Genomic DNA, 15,027 nt, shown 5'->3' with positions numbered 1-15,027 from the left:
GAAACCATGCCGAACAACTCGAAAGTGCCGCGCGTGCAGTTCACGCCGGAAGGGCTGGTGCTGCCCAACGAATCCGCCATCCTCGCCGGCGTCCTGTCCGACATGGACGCGGCCTTCGGCGGCGGGCTGAATCCCGCGCTGGAAACGCCCCAGGGCCAGCTGGCCTCCAGCACCACCGCCATCATCGGCGACAAGAACAACGAGTTTGCGACCTACGTGAACCAGGTCGACCCGGCCTATGCGCAAGGGCGGATGCAGGACGCCATCGGGCGGATCTACTTCCTGGACCGCAAGCCGGGTACGCCTACCGCTGTCATCGCCACCTGCACGGGCCTGGCGGGCGTGACGATACCCGTGGGCGCGCGCGCCCAGGCGGTGGATGGAAATCTGTATCTGTGCACCCAGGCTGGAACGATACCGGCCAGCGGAAGCGTCGACCTGCCATTCGCTTGCTCGGTCGATGGGCCGGTGGATTGCGCGCCAGGCGCACTGAACCAGATCTATCAGGCCATTCCCGGTTGGGACTCGGTATCGAACGCCGATGCCGCAACGGTGGGCAGCCATGTGGAAAGCCGGGCCGAGTTCGAAGAGCGCCGGCGGCAGTCGGTGGCGCTGAACGCCCGCGGCTCGATCCCGGCGATCTACGCCAATGTGGCGAACGTGGAGGGCGTCATCGACGCCTACGTGACGGAGAACGATCTCTCCGTGCCGAAGACGGTCGGCGGCGTCGTCCTGCGTCCGCACTCCATCTGGGTCGCGGTGACGGGCGGCGAGGCGGTGGACATCGCAGATGCCATCTGGCGCAAGAAGAGCAATGGCTCCGACTACAACGGCAACACCTCCTATACCGTGGAGGACAAGGAGGGATATGCCTATCCCTACCCGTCGTATGTCGTGACCTGGGAAACCCCGGCAGCGCTGCCCGTGCGCTTCGCGGTGCAGCTCGCGGACAACCCCGCGCTGCCGTCGGACATTGTGGCTTTGACCAAGCAGGCGATCATGGACGCCTTCAACGGCGGAGATGGCGGGCAGCGCGCGCGGATCGGATCGACCATTTATGCCAGCCGCTTCTACGCACCCATTTCGGTGCTGAGCCCGGTGGTCTCCATCCTGTCCTTGCTGCTGGGCTCCGACACGCCGTCGGGCGCCAGCCTGGCCGTACCGATCAACCGCCGGCCCACGATCACGGCCAGCGATATTGCGGTGACATTGATATGAGCGTCGTGCCTAAGCCGGGGCTGGCGGCCCGGACCCTCATCAGCCAGTACGCCAACAGCCCCACGCTCGTCCAGTTGATCAACAACATGGACGACTACATCAACCCCGACGCCGATTTCGACGCTTTCCATGACTTCGTCTGGAACGTCGAGACCGCGCAGGGTTTCGGGCTGGACATCTGGGGCAGGATCGTCGACGTCGGCCGGATGCTGACGGTGCCGGGAGACGTCACCTATCTGGGATTTGACGAGGCGCTGAACTGGCAGCCCTTCAACCAGGCGCCGTTCTACACAGGCGAGCAGGCCACGCAGACGTATCGGCTCGCCGACGACGCGTATCGCACGCTCATCCTGGTCAAGGCGCTGGCCAACATCTCGGATTGCACTTCGCCCAGTTTGAACCGGCTGCTGTCGAACCTGTTCGCGGGGCGCGGGCGTTGCTACGTGTCGGACACAGGGAGGATGGAATTCCGCTACGTGTTCGAGTTCGCGCTGGCGCCGCATGAAATCGCCATCCTGACTCAATCAGGCGCGATACCCAAACCGGCCGCGGTTCTGGCGAACATCCTGCAGGTCGATCTTTCTACCACGTTCGGATTCAACGAAGCGCTGATGCAGCCGTTCGGCTCGGGCGTACTTTTCACTTCTTCGGGGCTTATCAATGCAAGCTAGCAATGCACCTATCAAATCGGCCGTCCCGTTTGCGGAAAGCGGGACGAAGAACACTATTCCGGTTGCGTCGCAGATCGGCGTGACGCCGGGGGCGGCGTCGTTTACTGATGGATTTCCGCCGTTGACGATGACTCCTCTGGCCGCAGGGGGAGTGCCGCCATATGGTGCGGACTTCAATGGCATCCTGAATTTCCTGAGTACGGCCACCCGTTGGAGTCAGGCAGGAGCGACCTACCGGTTTGATGCTGCCTTTTCGGCGGCCGTAGGTGGATATCCCAAGGGCGCGATCTTGGCGGCCTCGTCAGGTACTGGCAGCAGGTGGCTGAACCTGGTGGAAAACAACACCGCTGATCCCGACTTGGGCGGCGGCGGTTGGATTTCTCTAGGCACAGGATTGGCGACCAATGAGGAAGTCCAAGCGGGCGTCAGCACTGACAAGGTGGTAACACCGGCCGCACTTCAATCCAAGATCCAATCGAACCAGACTGATACAACCGCCGGTCGCTTGCTGACGGTAGGCTCTTTCGGTTTGGGTTTCGACGCATTTCTTGGCGAGAACCAGGATCTTGACTATGTGTTGCGGTCTGGCTTTTATGGGCAGAACATCGCAGCCTACGCAAAAGTTGGGCTTCACTATCCCCGCGATTCCGCTGCGGGAACCTTGCTTGTGCAAAGCTCCGGCCCAATAAAAACGCAGGTTTTTACGACGTTTTTTTCGACTGACCAATTCACACGGACGCGGAATGAGGCTGGAGTGTGGTCGGGTTGGAAGCGCACCGTATTCGAGACCGATGTCGCGACGTCGGATGAGGCTGGAATCGTGCGAATGGCGACTCTCCATGAAGCGGTGGACCTGTTGCACAACGGCGTCAGTTTGTCGCCTGCCACGCTTGTGTCGGCTTTCTTGAACGGAGGAAACTCTTTCATTGCAGAGAACGGCTATCAAAAGCTGCCGAGCGGTCTCATCATTCAACAAATGGCGGCGCCCGGGACCGTAAATTCCTCTGTCATGGCCACGTTTCCCGTGGCTTTTCCAAACGCGTGCTTCAAGGTTTTTGTGAGTGAATCTAATTCCGTTGAATGGTTTACAGACAACATTGTCGTGTACGGCTCCTACGGCCGGACAAGGACCGGGGTAGGTATTACTGCTTATCGGTGGAACGGCTCGTCGTTCACTTTGGCAAACGGGGCGTTGGCAAACGTTCTCGCGATTGGTTACTGAGGAGGTTAGGATGAGCTTCTATTACAGCCCCGCCACCAGGGGATTCTATCTTGGTGATTTCCACTATGACGTCCTCCCTGACGACAAGGTGGCGATTACCGACGAGCAATACAGGACCCTGATCAACGGACAAGCACAGGGGAAGTTCATTGTGCCTGGGGAGAGCGGTATGCCTCAGTTGGTGGAAGGACTTCCCGAGTCGGCCGAACATGCACGTCTTCGTGTGCTGGCCGAGCGCGATGCGCGCCTGGCACAGGCAGCGATTCGCATCGCACCGTTGCAAGATGCCGTAGACGTGGCAGAGAGCACCTCTGGCGACGAGATGCTGTTGAACTCCTGGAAGCGATACCGTATTGCTCTAAATCGCATCGAACAATTGCCCGGCTTTCCATACGACCTTGTTTGGCCAGAAACTCCTGGCTTGGCGGCAATGGGGAAGACTCCAAAAGTCTGATTCTTGGGGAGATCCCAAGACTTCTCCGCCTCGTGAACTACCTCCCCAAGAAGGTTGGATCTCGTCCAACTTTTGGGGAGGGTGCGTCAGTTCACGTCGGTGGATCCTTTCTTTTTGCGAGGGGCGAAATTGAACATCCAAGATTTCGACGCCCTTGCCGCAAAGCTCGCCGGCGTTCTGGGCGCAGCGGTTTCCATGCGCTATCTGCAAGGATCATGGCCAGCCCGGCTGAGTATGGCTGCCAGCGGCTCGTTGGTGGCGTACTACGCGGCTCCCTATCTGTCGCTGCTGCTGGAGATTCCAGAAGGCCTGGCCGGTTTTCTGACCGGCATGTTCGGCATGGCCATTGTCTCCCGAGGATGGGAGGTTGTGCAGACCGTTCCCATCGGCGCGTTGTGGCAGGCCGTGATCGACCGAGTGCGCGGCAGAGGGGCATGAGGCGCATCGTTTCATTCATGCGGAGACTTCATCCGTGAGTACTTTCCAACTATCCCAACGCAGCCTGGACCGCCTGGTCGGGGTGCATCTCGACCTGGCCGAGATCGTCCAACTGGCGATTCAACGCACGACGGTCGACTTCACTGTGGTGGAAGGCGTTCGTACCCTTGAGCGGCAACGCGAGTACGTCGCCCGTGGCGCCAGCCAGACGATGGACAGCTACCACTTGCCGCAGGCGGACGGCCTGAGCCATGCCGTTGACCTGGCGCCGCTGATTGATGGGGTGATTCCCTGGAGCAACTGGCAGGCCTTCGCCGGCCTGGCGCAGGTGGTCAAGGCCTGCGCGACCGAGCTCGGCGTTCCGGTGGAATGGGGCGGCGACTGGAAGACGCTCAAAGACGGCCCGCACTTCCAGATCCCGCGCGGCTGGAAGGGACGCGCATGAACGCATCGCTGCGCGCGTTGGCGCCGTATCTGATCGGCGCCGTCCTGGTGGCCGCCGCCTTCCTGTGTGTGCGCTGGTATGGCGCCGTTCAGTACCGCGCCGGAATAGACCAGGCCAATGCCGACTACACGCTGGCCGAGCTCACCGAGTTCCAGCGTCAGACGACGCGCCTGGGCGGGATCTCCGAATCCCTGGAAGGCGCGCTTGCTGCGTTACGCGGCGCCAGCCCCAAGATCATCGAGAGGTACACCCGTGTCGAAGTCCAGAGCCCTCTACCTGCTGGCTGCCGCATTGACGCTGAGCGGCTGCGGCACATCAACGAGGCCGGCCGTCTGGCCAATTCTGCCAGCCAACCTGGCGCAGTCGTGCCCGCCAGTGCCCGAGGTGACGAGCGATAGCTGGGACGATCTGGCGCGCAGCTACATCGCGCTGGTCGCGTTGTACGGAGAGTGTGCGGCACGGCAGCGTGTGACGGCGCAGAGCTGGGAGAAATCCCGGTTCGGCCCGTCGTGAGACTGCGATCCGCCAGGTCATGCTGCAACAGATAACCCGCACTCCGCGGGCTTTTTTTCGTCCATCCAGGAGAAAGCCATGTAGACCGGATATGCAAACAGAGAATGCCCCCTAGCCCAGCAGCGGCAAATTTCCCGGAGATATCACATGACGATCAGAACTCTTTCCCTACAGCAACTGAAACGCTCGGCCGAGAATTCGGCCGCGTTGAAGCATCATGTCGATGATGATGCAGCCGTTCTCCCAGAACCTCGCACTTCCAGTGCACCGGACAACATGGCTGGGCATTCTGTTCAAGTCCAGGACCATGGCCCGATCGCGGATGGCACGCTCCATACGCTCGCGGAGCGTTACGCCACGTTGTCGGCCGCCCAAGTCGACTATCCTTTCATCACCTCACTGGCCGAATCCATCGACGGTGCGGCTATTCAAGCCGCATTGGATGCGGCTTTCAACAGCGGGCTCGGTCAGGTGCAGTGCGCCGGCGGAACCTACGTCATCAATTCGTCTATCCGGATGCGCGCCGGCGTGGAACTGGTTGGCGACGGCAAGACCGTTATTACGCAGCCGGACGGCCTGAATCTGCTTATTCTGATCGATTTCGGTTTCGCACATGGCGCTGGGCTGCGCGGATGCACGGTCAACGGCAACCGCGGCAACAATGCTGCAGACTACAACGCGGTTCTCGTGCATGTGCGTGGGGCCGATGACGCAACGGTCCGTGACAATGTGCTTGTTGGCAGCTGCGGATACGGCATCACATGCAGCGCAGCGCGCATGAGCGTCGTCGGCAATCACATCGAGGACACGTTCATGCATGCCATCGGCGTGTATGGATTCGTGGGGCAGGAGGCGAGGCATCTGATTCTTCAGAACAGGATCGTTCGCCCGGGCGCGGGAGCGATACTGCTCGGAGCCGCGGACTACACCATCATTTCAAACAATACGATCTATTCCCCCATCATCGGCGGGCGCGACGCCAGGCTGCGCGTGAACCTGACTGGCGCCGCCGTAACGTGGATTTCGGGGCCGAAGTTCACGAATGTGCGAGTAGGCGAAGTGCTGGTTATCGACGGAGGCAGGGAATTCCGGATCATGGCGAGAATCAGCGACACGCAATTGACGATAGATCCAGAAGGTAGCTCGCCGGCGCTGACGAACGAACTGGCGACTATCGGGTGTGGCGATCTGATCGGCGTGATGAGTCAATTTTGCAGGATCACGGACAACGTCCTGGTTGGCGGCGCCACGTTCGGGATTGGGTGCACGGTGGGCGGCAACGCTGTAAGCACGGTCGGCAACGAGATCATGGGAAACACCCTGAGGGGGCAGGGCAAGCATGCGCTGGTCGTGGGCTGGGACGTGGGCGCTGGCGGCGTGTATGACACCGTTCTGCGCGGCAACATGGTCTACAACGCGGGCGACGCCGGTGGGAACAGCACATACGACCGCATCCCGATTTTTCTGTTTGGCCAGACGCTGGGCAAGGTAGGCGGCGTCTTGGTGGAAGGAAATTACATCGTCGGCCCGGATGGCGACAGCCGCTGCCCATACTGGTTGGGCACGGACCTGAAGCTGGAATACGGATCAGTACTGGTTGGCCGAAACCACTCGATTCGCATGCTGAATCCCGGAATCTTTAACGACGTGGTGGCTGTGTCGCTGTCCGGTTGGGGCGACGCGGCAAGCGCTACCGAAATTGTTTCTTACGGCCACTCCGTCCGCATGAAGATAAATTGTGCGGGCTCTGGATTCACTGCCGGTCCGTCCTTCACGATTCACAAGATCTGCGACAGCGCGGAGCAACCCGCAATGGTCAAGGCCGACATTACGACCACCACCGGAGCGCTCGGACAGATGTGGGGCGAACAGAGCACCGCGTTGGGGCAGTGGCGAGCCACGTACTACGGTACGCCGGCCGCTGGGAATGCTTTCGTCATTACCACGCGGGCTTGAGCATGGCCATGTGCGTATTCAGCATGGCCTGAGTGCGAGGTTGTGACGGGCAGGTGCCCGCCACCCAAACAAAAGCCCGCAGGCGCAAGCCGCGGGCTTTTCTTCGCTACCCTTCAAATGGACTCTTCTTCTTCCGCCGATTTACTGGCCTGAGGATTTCGCCTGACTTCAGCCTGTACACGTCTTTCCCCTCCCAGATCACGGCGCCGCCGGTGGACAGGCGGCATTGCAGCACTATGTGCGGATCGGGACTGTCGTCCGTCGCGGGTTCTTGAATGATATGTCGCTCGATCCGGTACTGGTCTCCTGCTGCCGAGACCGCAATCACATCCTCCAGTCGTCTGCATGAGATTGACATGATGAGCCTCCTTCACTTGCGCCATGGTGAAACCTGTGGCGCTGAGGTCATCGTCTCGACTGGCTCTTTCCCTGTCAATGCTGCTGCGGTCCATCATCCAAGCGTATGCGCGACGCTTCCGAGGGGAGTGTCGTGCATACGCATGAGACGATGCATGCGTTTGGTCTAGGCTGTTCTCAAAGCCGCGCGTGCGTTGAAATTCAGCGGCGGTCAGAGGTACTTATGGCAGCCGCAAGGTCTGGATCGGATGCTATTCGAGCTTCACGTTGGCGGACTGGATGACCGACCGCCACTTCTTGTAGTCCGCTGCGATGGTCTGCGAGAACTGGGCAGGGGTGGTCGGCATGGCGGTCGCGCCTTGCGCGGCCAGCGCATCCTGGACGTCTTTTAGCGCGAGGATCTTGTTCAGTTCCGTGTTCAGCGTCTGGATGATGGGTTTGGGCGTGTTGGCGGGAGCAAGCAGCCCATACCAGACGCGCACGTCGAAGTCGGGATAGCCGGATTCCGCGATGGTGGGCACGTCCGGCATGGCCGGGCTGCGCTTGAGCGAGGTCACGGCCAGCGGCACGGCGCTGCCGGCCTTGATCTGCGGCGCGGCCGAGGGGATGGACGTGAAGATGACCGGGACCTGCCCGCCCAGCAGGTCGGCCATGGCCGGACCCGATCCCTTGTAGGGTACGTGCACGAGTTTGATGCCCGCCTGCAGTTGCAGCAGTTCGGCGGCCAGGTGCGTGATGGTGCCGGCTCCCGGCGAGCCGTAGTTGATCGTGCCGGGCGCCTTCTTGGCGGCGGCGATCAGGTCCTTGAGGGACTTGTACGGGCCGTTCTTGTTGGCGACGACCACCAGCGGCGCTTCGCCGACGATGCCGATGGGTTCGAAGTCCTTGACCGGGTCGTAGGCCAGCTTCGTGTAGAGCGAAGGCGCCACGGCCAGGTTGTCGACCTGGCCCATGACGATCTCGTAGCCATCGGGCTTGGCGCGCGCGGCGGTGGTGATGCCTATGGTGCCGCCGGCGCCCGGCCGGTTCTCGGCGACGACGTTCCACTTGACCGAATCGGACAGCTTGGCGGCGACGGTGCGCGACAGGAAGTCGGTGCCGCCGCCGGGCGTGAACGGCACGATGACCCGGATGGGCTGGTTCGGGTACTGCTGCGCGGCGGCGGGGGCGCAGGCGGCGAGCGCGCAGGCCGAGAACATTAGGGCACGTAGCATGATTGTGGTCTCCATTCCTTGGTGGGCGCGTCCGGTCGTGATCGCCAGACGTCGGTTGCTGCGGATGCTGCTGACGCGTACTGCGGGTTCGGTTGCGGCGGGCGGGTTCAGGCCCCTGGTTGGCTAGACGGTTCCTTTCGCGCGGAGTTCCCCGATCCGGTCGTGCGACAGGCCCAGTTCCTCCAGGACCGATTCGGTGTCCGCGCCCAGCTCGGGCGCAGGGCTGCGGATCTGGCAGGGCGCCTCGGAGAACTTGATCGGAAAGCCCAGCATGCGCACCTGCTGGCCATCGGGATGCGCAACGTCCATGGCCATCTGCTGGTCCGCGACCTGGGGGTCGTCGAACACGTCCTGCAGGTTCAGCACCTGTCCGCAGGGCACACCGTACCGGTTCAGGCGTTCGATCCAGTAGTGGCTGTCCTTCTGGCGGGTGCGGGCTTCGATGGCGGACTTGATGGATGCGCGGTTCAGCATGCGGTCGGCGTTGGCCTGGAATTCCGGATGCGCGCGCAGTTCGGGCAGCTCCAGCGCGTCCAGGAGCTTTTCGTACATGGCATCGTTGGACGGCGCGATCGCGACCTGGCCGTCGGCGGTCTCGAACAGCCCATAGGGCGCGACGATGCCGTGGTCGTTGCCGGTGCGGGGAGGTAGCTCGCCGCTGGCGAAGTAGTTCGACGCCTGGAAGCTCAGCAGCCCGATCATGCTGGACAGCAGGCTGACGCTGATGGAGTCGCCGCGGCCGGTGCGTTCGCGGCGCAGCAGCGCAGCCACCACGCCGAGCGCGCCGTTCAGGCCTGCGGCCAGGTCGCTGATGGGGGGCCCCGCGCGCATGGGCGGATCGTCTTCGCCGCCGTTCAGGCTCATGAAGCCGCTCATGGCCTGGGCGATGAAGTCGAACGCGGGGCGGTCGCGATAGGGGCCGGACGCGCCGAAGCCGTTGATGCTGCAATGGATGATGTCCGGCCGCAACGCTTTCAGCGCCTCGTCGCCGAAGCCCATCTTGTCCATGATGCCGGGCCGGTAGTTCTCGATCACGACGTCGCAGTGGGGTATCAGCTGGCGCAGGATGTCCTTGCCTTCGGCGCTGTACAGGTCCAGCGTCACCGACCGCTTGTTGCGGTTGTAGTTGGCGAAATACCAGCTCAGGCCGTCCCGGATCACGCCTTGGCGGCGGATCGGGTCGCCCTCGCCGGGCGCCTCGATCTTGATCACTTCGGCGCCCATGTCGGCCAGTATGGATGTGCAGTACGGCCCGGAGATGATGCGTGTCAGGTCCAGGATGCGGATTCCGGTAAGTGGCATGGCGTATTGGTGCGTGGTTATCGTTCTGGCTATCCCGAAGATCCCGTTTTGGCTCAGCCGATCGCGCCGGCGGCCACGGCGTAGTCATGCAGGCGCAGGCGCGGCCCCGCCTTCATCAACTGGCCGGGCAGGCCGCGGCCGACGATGCCTTCCAGCCGTTGGGCCACCTTGATCAGCGCGCCCAGGTCGATGCCGCTGTCCACGCCCATCTCGTCCAGCAGGTAGACCAGGTCTTCGGTGCAGATGTTGCCGGTGGCGCCCGGCGCGAACGGGCAGCCGCCCAACCCCGCCAGCGAGGATTCGTAGGACGTCACGCCGGCGCGCAGGCCTTCCACCACATTCACCAGGCCGATGCCGCGCGTGTTGTGGAAGTGCAGCGAGATCTTGATGCCGGGATGATCGGCCCGCAGCGTCTCGACCGTGTGACGCACCAGCCGGGGCGTGGCCATGCCGGTGGTGTCGCCCAAGGTCACGGCATCGAAGCCCTGGCGCGCGAAGTGGTCGAAGATGGTCCGGATGCGGCCCAGGTCCACGTCGCCTTCGAAGGGGCAGCCGAAAGCGACGGCAATGGCGCCCTTGCGCTTGATGGGGTGTTCTTTCAGCAGCTGCGCGATGTCCTCGATGTCGCGCAGCGACTGTTCGACAGGGCGGTTCAGGTTCTTGGTGTTGTGGCTTTCCGTGGCGGACAGGAACACGACGATCTCGTCGGCCTGCGACTGCAGCGCGCGTTCGACGCCCTTGCGGTTGGGCGCCAGCGCGCCCAGCACCACGCCCGGACGTTTGCGCACGCCCTGCAGGACTTCCTGCGCGTCGCGCATCTGCGGCACGGCGCGGGGCGAAACGAAGGAGGTGGCTTCGAAGTGCCGCACGCCTGCGTCGATCAGCGCGTTCAGGATCTGGATTTTGGTGTCGGTGGGCACGAACTCGGATTCGATCTGCAATCCGTCGCGCATGCCCACTTCCACGATTTCGACTCGGTCTGGAAGGCTCATGGCTGGTCGTCTCCTGGCATCCGGATCCTGCGCCCGCGAGGGCTTTGCGCGGCGATGTCCGGGATATGGGTGGTCGGCCTCCATCTTCTGCGATGGACCCAGGCAGGACAAATCGTGAATCTTCGGCGGGGGATCGCGAAACGCGATGGCTCGGGATCCAGGCGTCGCGCCCGGGCCGGCCCGCGCGTCCTATTGCTGCTTTGCGGCTTCGGCGATCAGATGATCCAGCAGCAGCCTGGCGGCACCCGATAGCGATTCATTGCTGCGCACGCACAACTTCAGTTGGCGCTGCGCCCAGGCGTCGGTAAGCGGAATGATGCAGAGCTCGTCGCACACATAGGCGGACAGGGCCTCGGTGGGCACGATGCCGACTCCCAGGTCCGCGCGCACCATGGACACCAGCGCGTCGTAGGAGGTGACCTGGAAGCGCAGCCGCAGGGAACGGTTCATGGAAGCGGCTTCGCGCGTGAACAGATAGTTCGCGGCGCTGCCCCGGTGCATGCCGACGTGGTCGTAATCCAGCGTATCGGCGAAAGAGACCCGCCGGCGCCGCGACAAGGGGTGCCCCGATGGCGCCACCAGCGCCATGACGTCGCGGTGGTAGGGAAATATGTCCAGTCCGTTTTCGTCGTCGGATTGGGTATAGACGCCGATGTCGGCGGCGTTGTCGATCACGGCGCGGGTGACGCCGGCGCTGACGGATTCTTCCAGGTCGATCTGCACGTTGGGGTGCTGGGTCAGGAAGCGGCGCAGTTCCATCGGCAGGAACTGCGCGATCGAAGACAGGTTGGCCGCGACGCGCACCCGGCCGCGCAGGCCGGCGGAGTAGTCGCGGATTTCGGCGGCCAGGTCCTGGGTTTGATGCAGTAGCGCGCGTGCGCGCCGCGCCAATGCGCGTGCGGCGCTGGTCGGTTCCACGCCGCGCGCATGGCGCTGGAACAGCGGCACGTCCAGCACGCGTTCGAGTTCGGACAGGCGCTTCGATAGCGCCGATGGCGCGATATGTTCGCGCGCGGCGGCGGCGGCGATGCTGCCTTCTTCCAGCACGGCCAGGAACACCTGCAGGGTATACAGATCCAGGCGAGGGGTCATGGGGAGTCGCGGAGATACACGTCCGCGAGGATAGCGGCAGTCTAGCGCCGCCGGCCTAGGGGATTACGCTTAGCCGATTTCCACCCATTCCTGCGCCGCGCCGCGCGCCAGCAGTTCGCCGACCGTGATGATGGCGATCCGGCCGTCGGCCGTTCCCAGAGCCAGCTTTTCCTCGTGGGCATCGAGGGCGAAGACCAGCGTAGGCAGGCCTTCCAGCCGCATCCGGGCGCGCAATTGGATTTCACCCGAAGCGGCATCCAGCAATAGCAGCCCGCCGTCCAGGAATGCGGCGGCGACCAGCCCGGGGCCGGGCATGAAGACGACCGCGCTGGCCGAGGCGGTGGTGGGATGCCGCCAGCGTTCGCGGTCGCGGTCCAGCGGCTTGCGATAGATGAAGCCGGCGCAGGCGGCGCTGACGGCGGGAGAGTAGTGCCGCCCGCTGATGACCAGGCCCGCGCCTTGCGCGTCTTCGACATAGCAGCCGCTAAGCTCCATGGCATGGCTGTCGGGCTTGCCATTGGCCTTGAGCACCGGCCAGAGCGGTTTGATCTGGCCGTCGGACATGACCATGCACAGGCGTTTGGCCTCATGGGAGCTTGCAGGCGTGCCCTGCACACAGAACGGCGACGGCGCGCCGCTGATGCGGATGTAGTGATTGAAGCAGTCGTAATGGCCCAGGTCCACGCGCAGTTCGGCGCCCGAGCCCAGGTCGCGCAGCAGGTCGCGTGCGCCTCTGGTAGCGGGGATGCGGTTTCTGCGGCCCAGCATTACGCCTTGTGACGAGGCCGAGAACGTGTATTCGCCGTCGTATTCGCCGACGAGGTCCAGTCCTTTGTCCGTCAGCGTATACAGCCGGGAATCCTGGCGCCACTTCATGTCGGGCCGCGTCGAGGGCTCCACGACGTGTACATGGATGCCTGCCGCCCGGATGATCTCGGCGCCATGGCCGGCGCCGGAGTATGCGGCGATCAAGCCGTCTTCGACGCCGTGGATTTCCAGCAGGCAGCCGCCATGCGCCACCGCGATGCGCTTGGCGTCCAGCCACGCAAGATCGTGGATGGCGTTGCGGCTCGCCAGTTGCGGCAGCCCAAGCCATTGCGCGAGGCGGGATTCAGGTGCAGGCGCGGGGGAATCTGCTGCCGGCGCGATGGCGTCGCTCGACAGTTCCAGTTCGCGCGGTCCGGCATCGGACCAGGTTGCTTCGCCGTAGGGCGCGCGCACGACATACAGCGTGCTGAACGCGGCGTCGGGCGGATCGTCGGGCAGGCCTTCCCATTCCTCGTCCCAGGGCCGCACCCACGCCTCGATCCCGTCGCCCGCGGGGTCGAAGGCGCAATGCGCAACTTCGGGGATGTCGTGGAAGAACCGGCGGGAGAGTCCGCTGCGCCAGTCCCAGACCTGCAGGTCGCCTTCGAACAGATAGCCGCCGTCATAACGGCCGGCGCCGATCGCGACCACGGATTGGTCGGGATGGAAGGCGACGTGGTTGACGGGATGGCGCAGCTCGTCGAACGCCGCGAACGGGATGGGGCTGCCGCGGCGGTACAGCGCCACGCGATAGCGCAGCGTTTGGCCGCCATAGGCCGCGCGGGCGCGAGGGTGCGCGAGCAGGGGGAACTCGGAGGCCACGGCCGCGATTTCCCCTGCTGGGTCGAAGAACACTCCGGTAATCTTGCCGCTGCCTCGCAGCGGCGGATCGGCGATCATGGCCATGCTGGATTCCGCGATACGAGCGCCGTCGATCGCGAATGCGGGCGCAGGGCCATGGGCAGGCGGGATAAGCTTATTCGAGGAGCGGGTCGGCGGGGCGCCCGGCCGGGCTCATGTGCGAGCCCGGCTGGCGGCCGGCGTCTCCTTCTTCGCGCGCGGCTTGGGCGCGGGTTTCGGGTCTTGGGCAGGAGCGTCGAACTCCTGTTTGTTGCGTTCGCCCCGCGGGGTATTTTCCGGATGCGGCTTGGGAAAAGCCCAGGGCTTGGTTTTCTGATCCATTGCATGTACTCCTTGCACAGGCGGAACAGTAGCATTAGCCGTGGCACTGGGTAAGTGAGGGTTGACGTCAATATTCATCACATCGTGATTTTCAGGTGAAAAATGCGATGGATTCGACCCGCTTTAGCCCGTTCTGTTCCGCCCTGATGGATCAGGGCCCATCAACACTGATAGCTGATAGGACACTCCTTCCTGTGCTGATGCGCGGTCTAGCCAGCTTCGGGCCTGTCCTCAAGCCAGATGCGGTCGAACTGTTCGCGCGCGTGGTGCGCCCAATCGTCGATGGCGCTGCGCACGTCGTCCACGGTGGGCTTGCGGTCGGCGGGCAGATTGCCGCCCGTGACGGTGCCCAGCGAGGTGATCAGAAGTTCGTTGGTGTTGGCGTCGCGCAGCGCGGCTTCGAGCAGCAGGCGCGCGGACTGATCGCGGTAACCGGCCGCCTTGACGGTCTGGCCGATCACGAAACCGATGGGGATGTACTCGGTAATCCTGGGGTCGCGCTCGTTGCGGAAGGTGCCGGTGATGGCCGCGCTCAGGCGCAGCGCGTGCGGCGCAGGCCGGGTCAGCAATTGATAGCCGGCTTGCTCGAACTCGCGCCGTATCGCTTCATTCAGGTAGGCCAGCACACGCTCGCGCATGGCGCTGTCGGCCTTCAGGTCCAGCTCGTCCGGCCGGTCGCCCTGGATGTATTGCACCGGCTCCAGGATGATTTTTTTCGGGTACTGGCTGCCGATGGGCGGGCCGGGGCGAACCCAGACCATGCCGGCGCTCCAGTCGGGATCCTGTTTCAGCCGGCTTTGGTTTTCACCCAGGGACGTGGAATAGTTCTGCGGCTTGGGCAGGTTGGTGCAGCCGGCAAGGCCGATCACTGCACAGCAGGCGGCCAGAGCGAGACGGATCTTCATATTCTTCTCTTCCTGAAAATGGCGCCCGGGCTGCAGATGGAAAGACCGTGCGCGCGCCGCGGGCGGCGCAATTATTGCCCCGTTTCGCGCCGGATTTCCCGCTTTGGCTCGGATGGACACCCCGTTTCGTTGCAAAGCAGAATTCCATTTTGGGAAAACTGAAACAAAGGATCGAGGGGGCGTCGAAGGCTCCATAGCGGGTAAGCCGTAATAGCTGCCGCGGAAAGCCGCCGCGGGACTACGATGGACGAGTGAACAT

The 15,027-nt window shown here is 63.4% G+C and carries 16 protein-coding genes; 9 read left to right on the top strand and 7 right to left on the bottom strand.

Features of this window, described 5'->3' with window-relative positions:
- Positions 1-6 precede the first annotated feature (6 nt).
- From ACZ5YA_RS11650 to ACZ5YA_RS11610, 9 genes are all read left to right on the top strand, one after another.
- Entirely contained in the window at positions 7-1,218 is a 1,212-nt protein-coding gene (locus ACZ5YA_RS11650) for a baseplate J/gp47 family protein (protein ID WP_464092534.1), read from the top strand.
- Positions 1,215-1,889 (top strand): DUF2612 domain-containing protein, encoded by a 675-nt coding sequence (locus tag ACZ5YA_RS11645; protein WP_059371898.1) that lies wholly within the window; start codon positions 1,215-1,217, stop codon positions 1,887-1,889. The genes ACZ5YA_RS11650 and ACZ5YA_RS11645 overlap by 4 nt, the downstream gene beginning before the upstream one ends.
- Positions 1,879-3,111 carry a pyocin knob domain-containing protein gene (locus ACZ5YA_RS11640; protein WP_464092533.1) on the top strand — a complete coding sequence of 411 codons (1,233 nt, stop codon included), beginning with the start codon at positions 1,879-1,881 and terminating at the stop codon, positions 3,109-3,111. The genes ACZ5YA_RS11645 and ACZ5YA_RS11640 overlap by 11 nt, the downstream gene beginning before the upstream one ends.
- Before the next feature lie 10 nt (positions 3,112-3,121).
- Positions 3,122-3,565 carry a tail fiber assembly protein gene (locus ACZ5YA_RS11635; RefSeq protein ID WP_464092532.1) on the top strand — a complete coding sequence of 148 codons (444 nt, stop codon included), beginning with the start codon at positions 3,122-3,124 and terminating at the stop codon, positions 3,563-3,565.
- A 129-nt stretch (positions 3,566-3,694) separates the two neighbouring features.
- A complete protein-coding gene (locus tag ACZ5YA_RS11630; RefSeq protein ID WP_059371904.1) occupies positions 3,695-4,003 on the top strand; it encodes a hypothetical protein in 309 nt (102 codons plus the stop codon).
- A gap of 34 nt (positions 4,004-4,037) precedes the next feature.
- Positions 4,038-4,448: a M15 family metallopeptidase gene (locus ACZ5YA_RS11625; protein WP_464092531.1), complete on the top strand. Its 411-nt coding sequence runs from the start codon at positions 4,038-4,040 to the stop codon at positions 4,446-4,448.
- The gene (locus ACZ5YA_RS11620; RefSeq protein ID WP_059371908.1) at positions 4,445-4,846 is read left to right on the top strand and encodes a hypothetical protein; all 402 of its coding nucleotides are present in this window, start codon (positions 4,445-4,447) and stop codon (positions 4,844-4,846) included. Before ACZ5YA_RS11625 ends, ACZ5YA_RS11620 begins: the two co-directional genes overlap by 4 nt.
- Positions 4,740-4,961 carry an Rz1-like lysis system protein LysC gene (lysC, locus tag ACZ5YA_RS11615; protein WP_430795150.1) on the top strand — a complete coding sequence of 74 codons (222 nt, stop codon included), beginning with the start codon at positions 4,740-4,742 and terminating at the stop codon, positions 4,959-4,961. The genes ACZ5YA_RS11620 and lysC overlap by 107 nt, the downstream gene beginning before the upstream one ends.
- A 147-nt stretch (positions 4,962-5,108) precedes the next feature.
- Positions 5,109-6,917 carry a right-handed parallel beta-helix repeat-containing protein gene (locus tag ACZ5YA_RS11610; RefSeq protein WP_118933186.1) on the top strand — a complete coding sequence of 603 codons (1,809 nt, stop codon included), beginning with the start codon at positions 5,109-5,111 and terminating at the stop codon, positions 6,915-6,917.
- A 608-nt stretch (positions 6,918-7,525) separates the two neighbouring features.
- Here ACZ5YA_RS11610 and ACZ5YA_RS11605 read toward each other — a convergent pair.
- The 7 genes from ACZ5YA_RS11605 to ACZ5YA_RS11575 form a co-directional block, all read right to left on the bottom strand.
- Complete coding sequence (locus ACZ5YA_RS11605; protein WP_118933184.1) at positions 7,526-8,488, bottom strand: Bug family tripartite tricarboxylate transporter substrate binding protein; 963 nt, start codon at positions 8,486-8,488, stop codon at positions 7,526-7,528.
- A gap of 123 nt (positions 8,489-8,611) precedes the next feature.
- Complete coding sequence (locus ACZ5YA_RS11600) at positions 8,612-9,790, bottom strand: CaiB/BaiF CoA transferase family protein (RefSeq protein ID WP_464092530.1); 1,179 nt, start codon at positions 9,788-9,790, stop codon at positions 8,612-8,614.
- 53 nt (positions 9,791-9,843) lie between these two features.
- Positions 9,844-10,782 (bottom strand): hydroxymethylglutaryl-CoA lyase, encoded by a 939-nt coding sequence (locus ACZ5YA_RS11595; RefSeq protein WP_118933182.1) that lies wholly within the window; start codon positions 10,780-10,782, stop codon positions 9,844-9,846.
- 189 nt (positions 10,783-10,971) lie between these two features.
- On the bottom strand, positions 10,972-11,874 hold the full coding sequence (locus ACZ5YA_RS11590; RefSeq protein WP_059371919.1) for a LysR family transcriptional regulator: 903 nt from the start codon (positions 11,872-11,874) through the stop codon (positions 10,972-10,974).
- 69 nt (positions 11,875-11,943) lie between these two features.
- Positions 11,944-13,587: a hypothetical protein gene (locus ACZ5YA_RS11585; protein WP_464092529.1), complete on the bottom strand. Its 1,644-nt coding sequence runs from the start codon at positions 13,585-13,587 to the stop codon at positions 11,944-11,946.
- A gap of 108 nt (positions 13,588-13,695) precedes the next feature.
- Positions 13,696-13,863, bottom strand: a complete 168-nt coding sequence (locus ACZ5YA_RS11580) for a hypothetical protein (RefSeq protein WP_165867876.1) — start codon at positions 13,861-13,863, stop codon at positions 13,696-13,698.
- Positions 13,864-14,072: 209 nt separating this feature from the next.
- Positions 14,073-14,768, bottom strand: a complete 696-nt coding sequence (locus tag ACZ5YA_RS11575) for a DUF3313 domain-containing protein (RefSeq protein WP_059371924.1) — start codon at positions 14,766-14,768, stop codon at positions 14,073-14,075.
- Positions 14,769-15,027: the final 259 nt, after the last annotated feature.

Source organism: Achromobacter sp. JCM 18799 (assembly GCF_055395645.1).
Note: the sequence above shows the minus strand (reverse complement) of the source record. Positions and strands in the feature narration are given on the sequence as shown.

Coding starts and splice junctions, on each gene's coding strand:
- ACZ5YA_RS11650 (WP_464092534.1), top strand. CDS start 7: ATGCCGAACAACTCGAAAGTGCCGCGCGTGCAGTTCACGCCGGAAGGG.
- ACZ5YA_RS11620 (WP_059371908.1), top strand. CDS start 4,445: ATGAACGCATCGCTGCGCGCGTTGGCGCCGTATCTGATCGGCGCCGTC.
- ACZ5YA_RS11590 (WP_059371919.1), bottom strand. CDS start 11,874: ATGACCCCTCGCCTGGATCTGTATACCCTGCAGGTGTTCCTGGCCGTG.
- ACZ5YA_RS11635 (WP_464092532.1), top strand. CDS start 3,122: ATGAGCTTCTATTACAGCCCCGCCACCAGGGGATTCTATCTTGGTGAT.
- ACZ5YA_RS11575 (WP_059371924.1), bottom strand. CDS start 14,768: ATGAAGATCCGTCTCGCTCTGGCCGCCTGCTGTGCAGTGATCGGCCTT.
- ACZ5YA_RS11645 (WP_059371898.1), top strand. CDS start 1,215: ATGAGCGTCGTGCCTAAGCCGGGGCTGGCGGCCCGGACCCTCATCAGC.
- ACZ5YA_RS11600 (WP_464092530.1), bottom strand. CDS start 9,790: ATGCCACTTACCGGAATCCGCATCCTGGACCTGACACGCATCATCTCC.
- ACZ5YA_RS11605 (WP_118933184.1), bottom strand. CDS start 8,488: ATGCTACGTGCCCTAATGTTCTCGGCCTGCGCGCTCGCCGCCTGCGCC.
- ACZ5YA_RS11610 (WP_118933186.1), top strand. CDS start 5,109: ATGACGATCAGAACTCTTTCCCTACAGCAACTGAAACGCTCGGCCGAG.
- ACZ5YA_RS11595 (WP_118933182.1), bottom strand. CDS start 10,782: ATGAGCCTTCCAGACCGAGTCGAAATCGTGGAAGTGGGCATGCGCGAC.
- ACZ5YA_RS11585 (WP_464092529.1), bottom strand. CDS start 13,587: ATGGCCATGATCGCCGATCCGCCGCTGCGAGGCAGCGGCAAGATTACC.
- ACZ5YA_RS11640 (WP_464092533.1), top strand. CDS start 1,879: ATGCAAGCTAGCAATGCACCTATCAAATCGGCCGTCCCGTTTGCGGAA.
- ACZ5YA_RS11580 (WP_165867876.1), bottom strand. CDS start 13,863: ATGGATCAGAAAACCAAGCCCTGGGCTTTTCCCAAGCCGCATCCGGAA.